General features: G+C 73.9%; 11 protein-coding genes. 2 read left to right on the top strand and 9 right to left on the bottom strand.

Going from position 1 to position 15,944, the window contains the following annotated elements:
* Nucleotides 1–25: 25 nt before the first annotated feature.
* From ACZ6CZ_RS00995 to iolC, 9 genes are all read right to left on the bottom strand, one after another.
* On the bottom strand, nt 26–1,942 hold the full coding sequence (locus tag ACZ6CZ_RS00995) for an AMP-dependent synthetase/ligase (protein ID WP_469012695.1): 1,917 nt from the start codon (nt 1,940–1,942) through the stop codon (nt 26–28).
* A gap of 91 nt (nt 1,943–2,033) precedes the next feature.
* A complete protein-coding gene (locus ACZ6CZ_RS00990) occupies nt 2,034–3,584 on the bottom strand; it encodes a vWA domain-containing protein (protein ID WP_469012691.1) in 1,551 nt (516 codons plus the stop codon).
* Nucleotides 3,585–3,754: 170 nt separating this feature from the next.
* A complete protein-coding gene (locus tag ACZ6CZ_RS00985) occupies nt 3,755–4,618 on the bottom strand; it encodes an ABC transporter permease (protein ID WP_469012687.1) in 864 nt (287 codons plus the stop codon).
* Complete coding sequence (locus ACZ6CZ_RS00980) at nt 4,615–7,266, bottom strand: alpha/beta fold hydrolase (RefSeq protein ID WP_469012686.1); 2,652 nt, start codon at nt 7,264–7,266, stop codon at nt 4,615–4,617. Before ACZ6CZ_RS00980 ends, ACZ6CZ_RS00985 begins: the two co-directional genes overlap by 4 nt.
* 170 nt (nt 7,267–7,436) lie before the next feature.
* The gene (locus ACZ6CZ_RS00975; protein ID WP_469012681.1) at nt 7,437–8,855 is read right to left on the bottom strand and encodes an APC family permease; all 1,419 of its coding nucleotides are present in this window, start codon (nt 8,853–8,855) and stop codon (nt 7,437–7,439) included.
* A gap of 372 nt (nt 8,856–9,227) precedes the next feature.
* A complete protein-coding gene (mmsA, locus tag ACZ6CZ_RS00970) occupies nt 9,228–10,730 on the bottom strand; it encodes a CoA-acylating methylmalonate-semialdehyde dehydrogenase (RefSeq protein ID WP_469012676.1) in 1,503 nt (500 codons plus the stop codon).
* 14 nt (nt 10,731–10,744) lie between these two features.
* The gene (gene iolD, locus ACZ6CZ_RS00965) at nt 10,745–12,631 is read right to left on the bottom strand and encodes a 3D-(3,5/4)-trihydroxycyclohexane-1,2-dione acylhydrolase (decyclizing) (RefSeq protein ID WP_469012670.1); all 1,887 of its coding nucleotides are present in this window, start codon (nt 12,629–12,631) and stop codon (nt 10,745–10,747) included.
* The gene (gene iolB, locus ACZ6CZ_RS00960) at nt 12,628–13,452 is read right to left on the bottom strand and encodes a 5-deoxy-glucuronate isomerase (protein WP_469012667.1); all 825 of its coding nucleotides are present in this window, start codon (nt 13,450–13,452) and stop codon (nt 12,628–12,630) included. Before iolB ends, iolD begins: the two co-directional genes overlap by 4 nt.
* The gene (iolC, locus tag ACZ6CZ_RS00955) at nt 13,449–14,405 is read right to left on the bottom strand and encodes a 5-dehydro-2-deoxygluconokinase (protein ID WP_469014348.1); all 957 of its coding nucleotides are present in this window, start codon (nt 14,403–14,405) and stop codon (nt 13,449–13,451) included. The genes iolB and iolC overlap by 4 nt, the downstream gene beginning before the upstream one ends.
* A gap of 123 nt (nt 14,406–14,528) precedes the next feature.
* Between iolC and ACZ6CZ_RS00950 the strand changes: the two genes are divergently transcribed.
* Both ACZ6CZ_RS00950 and ACZ6CZ_RS00945 read left to right on the top strand, forming a co-directional pair.
* Nucleotides 14,529–15,455 (top strand): sugar phosphate isomerase/epimerase family protein, encoded by a 927-nt coding sequence (locus ACZ6CZ_RS00950; RefSeq protein ID WP_469012663.1) that lies wholly within the window; start codon nt 14,529–14,531, stop codon nt 15,453–15,455.
* A gap of 271 nt (nt 15,456–15,726) precedes the next feature.
* Nucleotides 15,727–15,927, top strand: a complete 201-nt coding sequence (locus ACZ6CZ_RS00945; RefSeq protein ID WP_469012661.1) for a helix-turn-helix transcriptional regulator — start codon at nt 15,727–15,729, stop codon at nt 15,925–15,927.
* Nucleotides 15,928–15,944: the final 17 nt, after the last annotated feature.

Genomic DNA, 15,944 nt, shown 5'->3' with positions numbered 1-15,944 from the left:
CTCCGCCCGCACGGCGGGCAAGCGCTCACCTGGCGTAGAGGGCCTCGATCTCCGCCTCGTAGCGGGCCGTCACCGCGTGGCGCCTGACCTTCAGGGACGGGGTCAGCAGGCCGTTGTCCTCGGTGAACTCGCCCTCGACGAGGGTGAAGGCGCGGATGGACTCCGCGCGCGAGACGGCCTCGTTGGCGTAGTCCACGGCCCGCTGCACCTCGGCCCGCAGGCGTTCGTCGCCCACCAGACGGGACATCGGCGTGCCGGGCGGCAGCTTGCGTACCTCCAGCCAGTGCGCGACCGCCTCCGGGTCGAGGGTGATCAGGGCGGCGACGAAGGGCCGGTTGTCGCCGACGACGACGCACTGGCCCACCGGTGAGCGGCTGCGCAGCCGGTCCTCCAGGACGGCCGGGGAGACGTTCTTGCCGCCCGAGGTGACGAGGATGTCCTTCTTGCGGCCGGTGATGGTCAGATAGCCGTCGTCGTCCAGGCTGCCGAGGTCACCGGTGGCGAACCACCCGTCGCGCAGGACGGCGTCGGTCGCGGCCGGGTTGTTCCAGTACGACCGGAAGACCACCCCGCCCTGGATCAGCACCTCCCCGTCACCGGCGATGCGTACGGCCGCGCCGGGCACCGGCAGCCCGACCGTGCCGGGGCGGGGCGCGAGCGGGGGCACGACGGTGGCGGCGGCGCTGGTCTCGGTCAGGCCGTATCCCTCGTAGACGACGATCCCGGCGGCGTAGAAGAACAGGTTGAGGGTGCGGTCGAGCGGGGAACCGCCGCAGATGGCGTACCGCATGCGGCCGCCCAGCTCCTTGCGGATGCGCCGGTAGACCAGCAGGTCGTACAACGCCCAGGCGGCGGTCAGGCGGAGCCCGGGGCCCTTGCCGGTGCCGAGGAACCTGTCCAGGGCGGCCTCGCCGAAGCGGACGGCGATCCGTTCGGCCCGGTCGAAGGAGGCGCCGCGGCCGATCTTCTCGGCGGTGGCGCGCCCGGCGTCGTGGATCTTCTCGAAGAGGTACGGCACCCCGACCAGGAAGGTGGGCCGGAACTCCTTGAGCGCCGGGCGCAGTTCGTCGGGCCTGACGCTCGGGAAGTGGCCGACCTCGATGCGGGCCAGCAGGCAGGCGAGCTGGAGGGTGCGGCCCAGGATGTGGGCGAGCGGCAGGAACAGCAGGGTGGAGGCGGCCTGCCCGGTGACCGCCTGGAACACCGGGTGGAGCAGCTCGACGGTGTTGGCGGCCTCCGCGTGCAGGTTGGCGTGGGTCAGCACGCAGCCCTTGGGCCGGCCGGTGGTCCCGGAGGTGTAGCAGAGCGTGGCGACCGTGTCGGGGGTGAGGGCGCCGCGGCGCTTGGCGACCTCGTCGTCGGGCAGGTCGCGGCCGAGGGCGGTGAGGTCGGCGAGGGCGCCCGCGTCGAGCTGCCACACGCGCGGCGGTGCGGGGTGGCCGGCGGTGGCGGCGGTGACCGTGGCGGTGTTCTCGGCGGTCTCGGTGACGGCGTACCGGGCGCCGGAGTCGCGGACGATCCACTCGACCTGCTCGGCGGAGGAGGTCGGGTAGACGGGGACGGACTGGCCGCCCGCCGCCCAGACGGCGAAGTCCAGCACGGTCCACTCGTAGCGGGTGCGGGACATCACCACGACCCGGCCGCCCGGTTCGAGGCCGGCCGCGATCAGGCCCTTGGCCACGGCGGTGACCTCGGCGGCGAAGGCGGCCGCCGTGACCGGGCGCCACTCGCCGCCCGCGCGGCGGCGCAGCAGCACCGCGTCGGGGGTCTCGGCGGCGTGGCTGACGGGCAGGTCGGCCAGCGAGCCGGTGAGCGGCGGCGCGAGGGGCGGCGTGCGGACCTCGCGCACGGTGCCCGCCGGGTCCCTGATGATCTCCACCCGGCCGCGCGCCGCCAGGTCGGTGCGCTGCCGTGCCCGTTTCAGTTCCTTGCGTACGCCCATGACGGCTCCCGGTTACGGCTGTTGCTGTCGTTCGGCCCCAACGTACTTACCGCAGAGTAAACTTACTCATGCGTTAAGGAAGGTCAATGGGTCACCGGCCGGTGTCTCCCGGTTGCCGGTGGGCGGCCTGCCGGATCGCGTCCGCCAGCGCGGTGACGTCCCTGTCCTCGGTGGTGCCGGCCAGTTCGGCGGCGCGGCGGCCGAGCCGGTCAAGGGCCGGGGCGCCGGGCAGCGCGGGCCCCCGGTCACCGCCGGCGCGCAGGGCGTCGGCGAAGTACGCGGCGACCGCGGTGACCTGGAAGCGCGGGCTCGCGCTCCACGGCGAGCCGGCCAGGGAGCCGGTCTCCAGCTCGCCGGACGCCTCGTGCGGGGCGCGGGTGGCCGGGTCGAGCCAGCGGACGGTGGCGGTGGCGAGGTGGCCGTCGGCGCCCGCCCTGGTCCGCACCGTGTACAGCGCGGTCACGGTGTGGCCGGGGCCGGCCTCGCCGCCGTCGACCCGGTCGTCGCGGAAGTCGTCGTCGGCGACGCGGCGGTCGTCGTAGCCGACCAGGCGGAACTCGGCGACCGTGTGCGGGTCGAAGGCGACCTGGGCCTTGGCGTCCCGGGCGGTCAGCCCGATGTTCCGCGGCAGCTGCTCGCAGAAGACCGTGCGGGCCTCGCCGGCGTCGGAGACGTACACCGTGTGGCCGTCGCCCTTGTCGGCGAGGCGTTCCATCAGGGCGTCGCCGTAGTCGCTGCCGACGCCGACGCCGAAGAGGGTGATGCCGTGCTCGCGGCGGGCGGAGCCGACGCGTTCGAGGATGACGTCCGGGTCGGTCTCGCCGTCGTTGGCGAGGGCGTCGGAGATCAGCACGACGCGGTTGGTGGCGCCCTTGCGCAGCCCCTCGACGGCGGTGGCGTACCCGGCCTCCACGCCCGCGCCGAGGTCGGTGGACGACTGCGCCTCCAGGCCGTCGATCACGTGGTGGACCTCGGCGCGCCGGCCGCCCAGGCGGGTCATCGGCAGCAGTGTCCTGGCGCGGTCGCTGAAGGTGACGACGGCGACCGAGTCGTCGTCGCGCAACCGGTCGGTCATGGTGTCCAGGGACTGCCGGGCGAGGTCGAGGCGGCCCGTCTCGCCCATGGAGCCGGAGACGTCGATGACGAAGGTCAGGGCGGCGGGCGGGCGTTCGCCGGCCGGTGCGGAGGCGCGGGTGGCGAGGCCGACGCGCAGCAGGGACCAGTTCCCGGCGCCGGTGCGGGCGCCGTCGACGGTGACGGCGAAGCCGTTGCCGTCGGGCCTGCGGTAGTCCTGGCGGAAGCTGTTGACGAACTCCTCCGGCCGGATCGTCGCCGGGTCGGGCCGGCCGCCCTCGGCGAGGGTGCGGCGGGCGTAGTCGTAGGAGGCGGTGTCCACGTCGAGCGCGAAGGTGGAGAGGTGACCGGCCGGCGGGCCGGACTCGCGGCCGTCCTGCTCCCCCGGGCCGCGTGGGTGGGCGGGGGCGGGGGCGGGCAGGCCGTGGTCCGTCCGGCTCGCTCCGCTGCTGTCGGCGCTGCCGCCCGCGCCGCAGCCGGTCAGCAGCAGGCCGCCCGCGGTGAGGGCGACCAGCGCGCCGCGCGTCCGTCCCGTGCTCCGCCGTGTCCGTGTGCCGTTGCGCCGCATGTCATGTGCCCCCTGTGCCGGTCGACGTCGACTGCCCGGACGTGTGTGCCGTCCGTCGACTGTGACGCGGCGGGGGGCCGGAACGTGCGTCCCGGGGCGTTGCGGATGGATCTCGAAGCGGCCACGGACCGGCGCCGCCGGGACGTGCAGGACAGCTGCCTGCCGCCGCCCTAGGAGACCACGTCCTTGCGGGTGAAGCCGCGGAAGGCCAGGGCGAACAGCACCAGGGCGTAGGTCACGGAGAGCGCGGCGCCCTGGATCATGCCCGACCACTCGGGGCGCGGCTGCACGGCGTCGGCCCAGGCGAACTGCCAGTGCGCGGGCAGGAAGTCGCGCCAGTGGCCGAGGGCGGTGACGGCGTCCAGGACGTTGCCGACGATGGTCAGGCCGACCGCGCCGCCGACCGCGCCCAGCGGGGCGTCCGTCCTGGTCGACAGCCAGAAGGCGAGCCCGGCGGTGACCGACTGGGACACGAAGACGTACGCCACCACGATCACCAGGCGCTGCGCCGCCGTACCGGGATCCAGGGCGCCGCCGGTGGGGATCTGCAGGGGGCCCCAGCCGTAGGCGGCGGTGCCGACCGCGAGGGCCACGACCGGCAGCAGCACCATCGCGGCGAGGCTCAGGCCGAGCGCCACGACGAGCTTGGACCACAGCAGCCGGGCCCGCGGCACGGGCGCGGCGAGCAGATAGCGCAGGGAGGACCAGCCGGCCTCGGAGGCGACCGTGTCCCCGCAGAACAGGGCGACGGGGATGACCAGCAGGAAGCCCGCCGAGACGAACAGGTTCACGGCGGCGAAGTTGGCGCCGGAGGCGGTGGCCGTGTCCATCAGGGTGACCTGGTTGTTGCGGCCGCCCGGGTCGCCGCCGACGGCGAAGGCGATCAGCAGCACGAACGGCAGCACGGCCAGGATCGCGCCCATGACCAGGGTGCGGCGCCGCTTGAGCTGGCGGACCAGCTCCACGCGCAGCGGCAGGGTGCGGCCCGCGCGGTAGCCGGGTGCCGTCTCGGCGCGCTCGGCGAGCGTGCTCATGCGGAACCTCCGATCAGGGTCAGGAAGGCGTCCTCCAGGCGGCGGTGCGGGCCGACGGAGGCGACCGGCACGCCCAGGCGCACCAGCTCGGTGACGAGCCGCTCGGCCGTGCCGCCGGCCGCCAGGCGGACGAGCAGCCCCTCGTCGGTGCGGGCGGCGGAGGCGACGCCGGGCAGCGCGGCCACCTTCTCCACGACCGGCTCCTCCACCGGCGCGCCGGTGCCCACGAGCAGGGTGTCGCCGGAGCCGATGATGTCCCGGACCGGTCCGGCCCGCAGGAGCCGGCCGCGGTCCATCACCACCAGGTGGGTGCAGGACTGCTCGACCTCGGCGAGGAGGTGGCTGGAGACGATCACGGTGCGGCCGGCGGCCGCGTAGCGGATCATCACCTCGCGCATCTCCCGGATCTGGGGCGGGTCGAGGCCGTTGGTGGGCTCGTCGAGGATGAGCAGGTCGGGCAGGCCGAGCATGGCCTGGGCGATGGCCAGCCGCTGGCGCATGCCCTGCGAGTAGGTGCGTACGGCGCGGGCGAGCGCGTCGCCGAGGCCGGCGATCTCCAGGGCCTCCTCCAGGTGGGCGTCCCCGGCGGGGCGGCCGGTGGCCCGCCAGTACAGCTCCAGGTTCTCCCGGCCGGACAGGTGGGGCAGGAAGCCCGCGCCCTCCACGAAGGCGCCGACCCGGGACAGCACGGTCGCGCCGGGCCGGATCGCGTGGCCGAAGACGCGGATCTCGCCGGAGTCCGGAGTGATCAGGCCCATCAGCATGCGCAGCGTGGTGGTCTTGCCGGCGCCGTTGGGTCCGAGCAGGCCGAGCACCTGGCCCCGCTCCACCCGGAAGGACAGCCCGCGCACCGCGTACCGGTCGGCGGAGCGGGCGTACCGCTTGCTCAGGTCGGTGATCACCAGCGGCACGCCGGCCAGCTCGGGGTCGGGCGCGGGTGCGGACGTACGGCGGCGGCCGGTCAGCAGCAGGGCGAGGGCGGCCGCGGCGCCGGCCGCGGGCAGCCACCAGACCCAGGAGGGCAGGGGCGCGGCGGCCGTGGTGACGGCGGGGGCCGTCGGCACGCGGAGGTCGCCCTTCAGGGCGACGGTGTAGGTCGCCGGGGCGGCCGGTGAGGCGTACCCGAGGTCGGTGGAGGCGAGGACCAGGCGGAGCCGGTGGCCCTTGCGCACCTGGTGGTCGATCGCGGGGAGGGTGACGGTGACGTCCTTGCCGGCGGCGGCGCCGGTGACCCGGAACGGGGCGACCAGCTGGGCGGGCAGGACCTGCCGGGTGCCGTCGGGGGAGACGTCGTAGACCTTGCCGAACAGGACGGCGTCGGCGCGGCTGGAGGTGACGTGGACGGTGGCGGTCGGGGCGCCGGTGACTTGCAGGTCGCGGGTGAGCGGGGCCGAGTCGAAGCGCGCGTGCTGCCCGGGGAAGTCGAGGGAGACGCCGAGGCCCAGCGCGGACAGCTGGGAGAGGCCGCCGGAGCCGCCGAGGCCGGGCAGCGCGGAGACCGCGGGCGGGCTGGCGCCGGCCGGGTTGGTGACGCGCTGCTCGCCGCCGGTCAGGGGGACGGCGCGCTGGTGGTCGTGGAGTCCGGGGTAGGCGTCCGCGCTCGCGCCGCGCAGCTGGGCGGTGCCGTCGGTGGAGTCGACGCCGCCGGTGCGGGTGATCCGGAAGGCGGGGCCGGTGGGGGCGTCCCGGTCGCCCCGGAGGTAGCGGTCGAACCAGTCGCGCACGCGTGCCTGCACCCGGGCGCTCTCCATGTCGCCGCCGTCGTGGCCGCCCGCGATCCAGTCGACGTCCACGGGGGCGCCGTTGGCCCGGATGGCCCGGGCGGCGGCGTCGGACTGGCCGAGGGTGAACAGGGAGTCCGTCTGGCCCTGCACCAGCAGGGTGGGCACCTTGATGCGGTCGCCGACGGCGGACGGCGAGCGTTCCTCCAGCAGGGCCCGGGCGGCCGCGTCGGGGGTGCCGGACTCGGCGACCCGGTCGTACATCCGGCACAGGGCGGGCTCGAACCGGTCGCAGCCGCCGCCGGTGTTGAAGAAGATCCCGGTCCACAGCTTCTTGAAGACGCCGCCGGGGAAGAGGGCGTCCGCGAGGTTCCAGTAGGTGATGGCCGGGGCGATGGCGTCGACGCGGTGGTCGTGTCCGGCGGCGAGCAGGGCGACGGCGCCGCCGTAGGAGCCGCCGGCCATGCCCACGCGCGGGTCGCCGGGTGCGTCGAGGCGGACCTCGGGCCGCCGGGCCAGCCAGTCGAGGAGCCGGGAGACGTCGGCGACCTCGTGCGCGGGGTCGTTGATGCCGATCTTCCCGGTGGACCGGCCGAAGCCGCGCGCGGTCCAGGTCAGGACGGTGTAGCCGTGCCGGGTGAGGTCCTCGGCCTGCCCGCGCATGTCGTCCTTGGTGCCGCCGAAGCCGTGCGCCAGCAGGACGGCCGGGTGGCGGCCGGCGGTGGCCGGGGCGAAGAAGGAGGTGTCCAGGCGCACGCCGCCGACCGTCAGCACCTGGTCGCTTACGCGTACCGTCCGCGTGTCGTCGGAGGCGACGGCCGCCGTCCAGGTCCCGGCGCCGGCGAGCACCACGACGGCGGCCGCGGCGGCGAGCAGCCGCCGCGGCCCCTTCAGCAGCCCTCGCGGCGCGGGCACTCGAAGATCCATGGGTCAACGGTACGGGCCGGGCCCGGCGACCGATGCGGCCGCCGGGCTGAACCGGGTGCCCTCCCCGGGGAGTACGGGCCCGCCGCCGTGTACTCCGGCCGCGGTAGGGCGGGCTTCGGCGGGGGCCCGCCGGGCGGTTCCGGAGCGTGCCCGGCGGGCAGGGGGCCTGCCTAGAGCGTGGCGTCGGCGGCGGGCCGGCCGTCCTCCGGGATGGACACCAGCCAGCGGGTGTCGCGGCGGGGGCGGAGGTAGAGCGCCCAGTAGAGGGTGGCGACGGCGGTGATGCCGCCGGTCCACAGCAGGTAGGAGGTCTCCTGCTGGGTGAGGATGTAGGCGAGGACGGCGATCAGCAGCACCGGCACCGCGGGCCACAGCGGCATCCGCCAGGCCGCCGTGTGCTTGTGGGCGCCGCGGCGGCACAGCAGGGCGGCGACGGCGACCAGGAGGTACATGCCGGTCACCGAGACGCCCGTGACGCCGTAGAGGGTGTCGAGCTTGACGAAGCAGAGCAGCGCGCCGGGGACGCCGACGGCGAGGGTGGCGACCCAGGGGGAGCCGAAGCGGCCGAGCTTGGAGAAGACGTTGTTGACCGGCTCGGGCCAGGCCTTGTCACGGGCCGAGGCGAACAGGACGCGGGAGTTCTGGATGACCATGACGATGCCCGCGTTGATGATCGCGAGGGCCACGCAGAGGCTGACGAAGGTGCCGACCGCGGAGTTGGACCAGGCGGTGACCATGGAGCTGATGTCGCCGCCGGTCAGCTCCTGGAGGTCGGAGGCGCCCAGGGTGATGGCGACGACCGGGACCAGGATGACGACGGTGGAGATGGCGAGGGTGGCCAGGACCGTCCGGGCGACGTTGCGCCGGGGGTGCTCCAGCTCCTCGGAGAGGTAGACGGCGGTCGAGAAGCCCTGGGTGATGAAGAGGGCGATGGCGAGCCCGGAGACGACCAGCATCGCCGTCACGGTGTCCGTGTGGCCGCTGCCGCCCGCCACCTGCATCGAGGTGAGGCTGCCCAGGCCGCGGTGGCCGTGGGTGAAGCCCAGCAGGGCGACGACGCCGGCCGCGATGACCTCCAGGACCAGGAATATGCCGGTGATCCAGGCGTTGGCGCGCAGGTCGAGCAGACCGGCGAGGGTGGCCAGCAGCATGACGCCGGCGCCGGTCATCGACGGGTCGAGGTGGACGATCGGGGAGAGGTAGTCGGCCGTGCCCATCGCGATCACCGGCGGGACGATCATCACCACCAGCAGCGACAGCACGAAGACCAGCCAGCCCGCGAGCCGCCCGGCCATCGTGGACACCATGGCGTACTCGCCGCCCGCGCTGGGGATGAGGGTGCCCAGCTCGGAGTAGCAGAACGCCACGGCGATACAGAGGAGGGAGCCGATGGCGATGGTCAGGGCGGTGGCGGTGCCCAGCGAGCCGAACAGATCGGGGACGACCACGAAGAGCGTGGAGGCGGGCGTCACGCAGGACAGCGTGAGCAGGGTGCCGCCGACGACGCCGATGGAACGCTTCAGTGTCCGAGGGCTGTCCTGCTGAGCTTCCCCCGGGGGGAGGTCGACAGGGCTGAGCGTGTCCGTCATGCGGCGTGTCCGATCGGTCGTACGGCAGCGGGTGTGGGTCGGGAGCGCTATCGCCTCCGGCGGCTCGTCGTACGTCTGTCGTCCGCTCCCGGCGCTGATAGAACCCCGACGAAAACCACCCCGTCAATGGGCGTTTACCTTCGGAATCCGCAGATGCGGAGCGTGGAGTGTCACATAGCTTTCGCAGGGGTGAATCCGTTAATGAAGCATTCATCAAGCCTTCATCAAGTGTGACCTTGCTTTCGAAGGTCATAAGGCTGTAGCTCCTGCGCCGCCCGATTCATCCCCCTAATACGATAACCGTAGCCTTGGTGTCAAAAAAATTCCAGGCCGTCCGGTATCCGGACGGCCTGGCGGGGGTTTCGGAGCTGCTCAGTGCGTGCGCGGGAAGCCCAGGTCGACGCCCTCCGGGGCCTCGGACGGGTCCGGCCAGCGGGTGGTGACGACCTTGCCGCGGGTGTAGAAGTGCGTGCCGTCGTTGCCGTAGACGTGGTGGTCGCCGAAGAGGGAGTCCTTCCAGCCGCCGAAGGAGTGGTAGCCCACCGGCACCGGGATCGGCACGTTCACGCCGACCATGCCGGCCTCGACCTCCAGCTGGAAGCGGCGGGCCGCGCCGCCGTCCCGGGTGAAGATCGCCGTGCCGTTGCCGAACGGCGAGTCGTTGATGAGGGCCAGCCCCTCCTCGTAGGTGTCCACGCGCAGCACGCACAGCACCGGGCCGAAGATCTCGTCCCGGTAGGCCCGGGCGCTCGTGGGCACCTTGTCGAGCAGCGAGATGCCGATCCAGTGGCCGTCCTCGAAGCCCTCGACGGTGTGGCCGGTGCCGTCCAGCACCACCTCGGCGCCCTCGGCGGCCGCGCCCTCGACGTAGGAGGCGACCTTGTCGCGGTGCGCCCGGGTGATCAGCGGGCCCATCTCGGACGCCGGGTCGTTGCCGGGGCCGATGACGATCTTCTCGGCGCGCTCGCGGATCTTCTCCACCAGCGTGTCGCCGATCGAGCCGACCGCCACGACGGCCGAGATCGCCATGCAGCGCTCGCCCGCGGAGCCGTAGGCCGCCGAGACCGCCGCGTCGGCGGCCGCGTCCAGGTCGGCGTCCGGCAGCACCAGCATGTGGTTCTTGGCCCCGCCGAGCGCCTGGACGCGCTTGCCGTGCGCGGCGGCGGTGGTGTGGATGTGGCGGGCGATCGGCGTGGAGCCGACGAAGGAGACGGCCTTGACGTCCGGGTGCTCCAGCAGGCGGTCGACGGCCGCCTTGTCACCGTGCACGACGTTGAAGACGCCGTCCGGCAGGCCCGCCTCGGAGAGCAGCTCGGCGATCCTGACCGAGGCCGAGGGGTCCTTCTCGCTCGGCTTCAGCACGAAGGTGTTGCCGGTGGCGATGGCGATCGGGAACATCCACATCGGGACCATCGCCGGGAAGTTGAACGGGGTGATGCCCGCGACGACACCCAGCGGCTGGCGGATCGAGGCCACGTCCACGCGGCTGGCGACCTGCGTCGACAGCTCGCCCTTGAGCTGGACGTTGATCCCGCACGCCAGGTCGACGATCTCCAGGCCGCGGGCGACCTCGCCGAGGGCGTCGGAGTGCACCTTGCCGTGCTCGGCGGTGATCAGCTCGGCGATGGCGTCCCGGTTGGCGTCCAGCAGCGCGCGGAACCGGAACAGGACGGAGGTGCGCTGGGCCAGGGAGGAACGGCCCCAGGTGGCGAAGGCGTCCTTGGCGGCCGCGACGGCCGTGTCCACGTCCTCGGCCGAGGCGAAGGCGACCTTCGTGGTGACCGCGCCGGTCGCCGGGTCGGTGACCGGCCCGTAGGTGCCCGAGGCGCCCTCGACGGACTTGCCGCCGATCCAGTGGTTGACGATCTTCGTCATGACCGAGTACTCCTTCACAGATGGCGGCGTCGGGTCGAGACCTGCCGTTCGTACAGCTCACGTGCCGTGACCGCGGACGACCGGGTCGCGGTCGCGGCCACGGGTACATCCCACCAGGCCTGCGCCTCGGGTGCGCCCGACACAGTGTCGGCCGTTTCGGTCTCCACGTAGACACATGTGGGAACGGTGGCGGCGCGCGCCTCGGCGAGCGCCGCGCGCAGCTCGCCGACGGTCGCCGCGCGCAGCACCCGCATCCCCAGGCTGGCCGCGTTGGCCGCCAGGTCCACGGGGAGCGGGGCGCCGGTGTACGTGCCGTCGGCCGCCGGGAAACGGTAGGCGGTGGCGAACCCCTCGGCGCCGACGGACTCCGAAAGCCCGCCGATCGAGGCGTACCCGTGGTTCTGCACCAGGACGACCTTGAGGGCGATGCCCTCCTGCACCGCCGTCACGATCTCCGTCGGCATCATCAGGTAGGTGCCGTCGCCGACCAGCGCCCACACCGGCCGGTCCGGCGCCGCGAGCAGCACCCCGATCGCGGCCGGGATCTCGTAGCCCATGCAGGAGTAGCCGTACTCCAGGTGGTACTGGTCGCGGGAGCGGGTCCGCCACAGCTTGTGCAGGTCGCCGGGGAGGGAGCCGGCCGCGTTGACGATCACGTCGGTGTCGTCGACCAGTGCGTCCAGCGCGCCGAGCACCTGCGGCTGGGTGGGGCGCGCGCCAGGGTCGGGGGCGGCGTAGCAGGCGTCGACGCGGCGCTCCCAGCGCTCCTTGTCCGCGCCGTAGGCGGCGGCGTAGGCGTCCGCAACCCGGTGGCCGTGCGCCGCCAGCGCCCCGGTCAGCTCGCGCAGGCCGCTGCGGGCGTCCGCGACCAGCGGCAGCGCGGCGAGCTTGTGGCTGTCGAAGGGCGCGATGTTGAGGTTCAGGAAGCGGACGTCCGGGTGCTGGAACAGGGTGCCGGAGGCGGTGGTGAAGTCGGTGTACCGGGTGCCGACCCCGATCACCAGGTCGGCGGTGCGGGCCAGTTCGTCGGCGGTGGCGGTGCCGGTGTGGCCGATGCCGCCGACGTCCTGCGGGTGGTCGTGGCGCAGGGAGCCCTTGCCGGCCTGGGTGGCGGCGACCGGGATGCCGGTGGCCGCGGCGAAGGCGGCGAGGGCCTCCTCGGCGCGGCTGTGGTGCACCCCGCCGCCGGCGACGACCAGGGGCCGGGCCGCGGAGCGGATCAGCCGTACGGCCGCGGCCAGTTCGGCCGGGTCCGGGCCCGGCCGGCGTACGGTCCACACGCGCTCGGCGAAGAAGTCCTCGGGCCAGTCCCACGCCTCCGCCTGGACGTCCTGGGGCAGGGCGAGGGTGACCGCGCCGGTCTCCACCGGGTCGGTGAGCACCCGCGCGGCCTGGAGGGCGGCCGGGACGAGCTGCTCGGGGCGGGTGATCCGGTCGAAGTACCGCGACACCGGCCGCAGGGTGTCGTTGACGGAGACGTCCCCGGCGTACGGGACCTCGAGCTGCTGAAGGACCGGGTCGGCGGGGCGGGTGGCGAAGACGTCGCCGGGCAGCAGCAGCACCGGGAGGTGGTTGACGGTGGCCAGGGCGGCGCCGGTGACCAGGTTGGTGGCGCCGGGGCCGATGGAGGTGGTCACCGCGTGCGCGGACAGCCGGCCCGACTGCCGCGCGTACCCGACGGCCGCGTGCACCATCGCCTGCTCGTTGCGGCCCTGGTGGAACGGCATCACGCCGGCGTGCTCGACGAGGGCCTGGCCGAGGCCGGCGACGTTGCCGTGGCCGAAGATGCCCCAGGTCGCGCCGATCAGCCGCCGCCGCACGCCGTCCCGCTCGGTGTACTGGGCGGCGAGGAAGCGGACCAGCGCCTGCGCGACGGTGAGCCGCGGCGTCGCGGCCGTCATCGGTAACCTCCGGTGCCGGGCAGGTGGTCGGGGTGGAAGCGGATGCGCCATTCCCGGTCCGCGCCGGGGCCCGCCATGACGTTCAGGTAGTACATGGCGTGGCCGGGGTGGGCGATCGACGGGCCGTGCCAGCCGTCGGGGACGAGCACGGCGTCGCCGGAGCGGACCTCCGCGAGCAGGTCGGCGCCGCCGGCCCGGGAGGGGAAGACCCGCTGGTAGCCGAAGCCGCCGGGGCCGTCGATCTCGAAGTAGTAGATCTCCTCCAGCACCGACTCCTCGCCAGGCCGGTGCTCGTCGTGCTTGTGCGGCGGGTACGACGACCAGTTGCCGGCCGGGGTGATCACCTCCACGGCGATCAGCCGGTCGCAGTCGAAGACGTCGGCGGCGGCGAAGTTGCGCACGTGGCGGGTGCAGCCGCCGCTGCCGCGCTCCTCGACGGGGACCTCCGGCGCGGAGCCGTAGCGGGCGGGGAGTCGTCGCTCGCACTTCGCTCCTGCCAGGGCGAAGCGGCCTCCCGCGCCGGAGGCGATCTGGACCCGGGCGTCCCGGGGGGCGTACGCGAAGTCCGTGACCGACGTGAACACGCTGTCGCGGCCGCGGATTTGGAACTCCTTCCCCGCTGTCCGCACGGTACAGCCGCCCCGCAGCGGAAGCACGATCCATTCGCTGTCCCCGGTGGTGAACAGATGGCTGCCGCCAGGTGCCAACTCCACGACGCGCAGGCTGCTGTGGGTCCAGCCGGCCAGCTTGGGGCCGATGTCGAGGGCGTACGGGCCGCGGGCGGCGGTCCCCCCGGCCAGGTGCAGTCCGGTGCCGGTCATCCGGCCCGCACCGCCCCGGCCTCCAGGGCGGCGGCCACCTCGGCGGCGGTGGGCATCGCGGAGGAGCACTCCAGGCGGGAGGCGACGATGGCACCGGCCGCGTTGGCGTACCGCATGGTGGTCGCGAGGTCCCAGCCGGCGAGCAGGCCGTGGCAGAGGGAGCCGCCGAAGGCGTCACCGGCGCCGAGCCCGTTGAGGACGGTGACGGACAGCGGCGGGACCTCGGCCGTCCGGCCGTCGGCCCCCACGGCGAGGACGCCCTCGGGCCCCCGTTTGACCACGGCGGTCCGTACGCCCGCGGCCAGCAGCGCGCGGGCGGCGGCGTGCGGCTCGCGCAGCCCGGTGGCGACCTCCACCTCGTCGACGTTGCCCACGGCCACGGTGGCGTGGCGCAACGCCTCGGCGTAGAAGGGACGCGCCTGGTCCGGGTCGGACCAGAACATGGGGCGCCAGTCGAGGTCGAGGACCGTCGGGCCGGCCTTGGCGCGGTGGGCGAGGGCCGCCAGGGTCGCCGTCCGGCTGGGCTCGGCGCTCAGTCCGGTGCCGGTGACCCAGAAGACGCCCGCCTCGCGCACGGCTTCCAGGTCGAGGTCGTGGGCGTCGATCTCCAGGTCGGGCGCCTTGGGCTGCCGGTAGAAGTAGAGCGGGAAGTCATCCGGCGGGAAGACCTCGCAGAAGGTGACCGGGGTGGGCAGTCCGGGGACGGCGGTGACCCAGCGGTCGTCGACGCCGAAGCCGCGCAGGGCCTCGTGCGCGTAGGCGCCGAAGGGGTCGTCGCCGGTGCGGGTGATGACGGCGGTGCGGCGGCCGAGCCGGGCCGCGGCGACCGCGACGTTGGTCGCCGACCCGCCGAGGAACTTGCCGAAGGACGACACCTGGGCGAGCGGCACGCCGGTCTGCAGGGGATAGAGGTCCACGCCGATCCGCCCCATGGTGATCAGCTCGTACGCCATCCGGCTTCCCTTCGTCACGGCTCTCCCCGGTTTGTAGCCCGCACCGGGAACGCTGTCAATGCTTTGTCCGGACATTCGGACCAGTCCTTGACACCCCTGCCCGCGCCGCGCACCCTGACGCCCATGACGTCGCTGCCGGCTCAGCCCCCAGTCTCCGGTGTCTCCCGCATCCGCGTCGGATCGGCGCCCGACTCCTGGGGGGTCTGGTTCCCCGAGGACCCCCGGCAGGTGCCCTGGCCGCGCTTCCTCGACGAGGTCGCCGCCGCCGGCTACAAGTGGATCGAGCTGGGCCCCTACGGCTATCTGCCCACCGATCCGGGCGTGCTCACCGAGGAGACGGCCCGGCGCGGCCTGAAGGTGTCGGCCGGCACCGTCTTCACGGGCCTGCACCACGGCGAGGCGGTGTGGGAGCGCACCTGGGAGCACGTGAGCTCCATCGCCGCGCTCACCCGGGACATGGGCGCCCGGCACCTGGTCGTCATCCCCTCCTTCTGGCGGGACGACCGGACGGGCGAGGTGCTCGAGCCCTCCGAGCTGACCCCGGCGCAGTGGCGGGACCTCACCTCGCTGACCGAGCGGCTGGGGCGGGAGGTGCGGGAGCGCTACGGGCTGAGAATCGTCGTCCACCCGCACGCCGACACCCACATCGACAGCGAGCGGAACGTCACCCGCTTCCTCGACGCCACCGACTCCGACCTGGTGTCGCTGTGCCTGGACACCGGGCACTACGCCTACTGCGGCGGCGACAGCGTCCGGCTGATCGAGACCTACGGGGAGCGCATCGGGTATCTGCACCTCAAGCAGGTCGACCCGGAGATCCTGGCGGACGTGCGGGCCGAGGGCACGCCGTTCGGGCCCGCGGTCGCCCGGGGGGTGATGTGCGAGCCGCCGTCCGGGGTGCCCCCGCTGGGACCGGTGCTGGAGGCGGCCCGCAAGCTGGACACCGACCTGTTCGCGATCGTCGAGCAGGACATGTACCCGTGCGAACCGGACCGGCCGCTGCCGATCGCGCGGCGGACCCGGGCGTTCCTGCGCTCCTGCGGGGCCTGAACCCGGCGGGGCGACGGGCCCCGCCCGGGGACGGGTGCGGGCCCGTGCGGCAGCCGTGCGGGCCCGTGCGGCAGCCGTGTCACAAATACTCCTCTCCTGTCACACATGTCTCATGTACGCGGGCTGCCGGTCACACCCGGTCCACAGCCGCTTCCTCTCCGTCACGCCGGGTCGTTCACCGGGCACTGGCTTGGTGATCGCCAGCGCAGCGCCCGGCTCCCCCGACGGCCGTCCCGGCCGCCGCCGCGGCGCGCGCGGGGAGGTGCAGCTCATGACCGACCGACGGCTGTGGTCGTACAAGGAGATCGCGGCGCACATCCGGGTGCAGCCGGACACCGTGCGCTCCTACCGCAAGCACGGGCTGCTGCCACCGCCCGACCACGTGGAGCGCGGCAAGCCCTACTGGTACGCCGACACGGTGCGCGCCTGGGTCGCCTCCCGGCCCCGCAACCGCGGCCGCGACGAGAGCTGACCGCTGTCCTCCCCGCC

Source organism: Streptomyces sp. NPDC041135 (genome assembly GCF_055592085.1).
The sequence above is the reverse complement of the archived record's forward strand: the minus strand, read 5'-3'. Positions and strand labels throughout refer to the sequence as shown.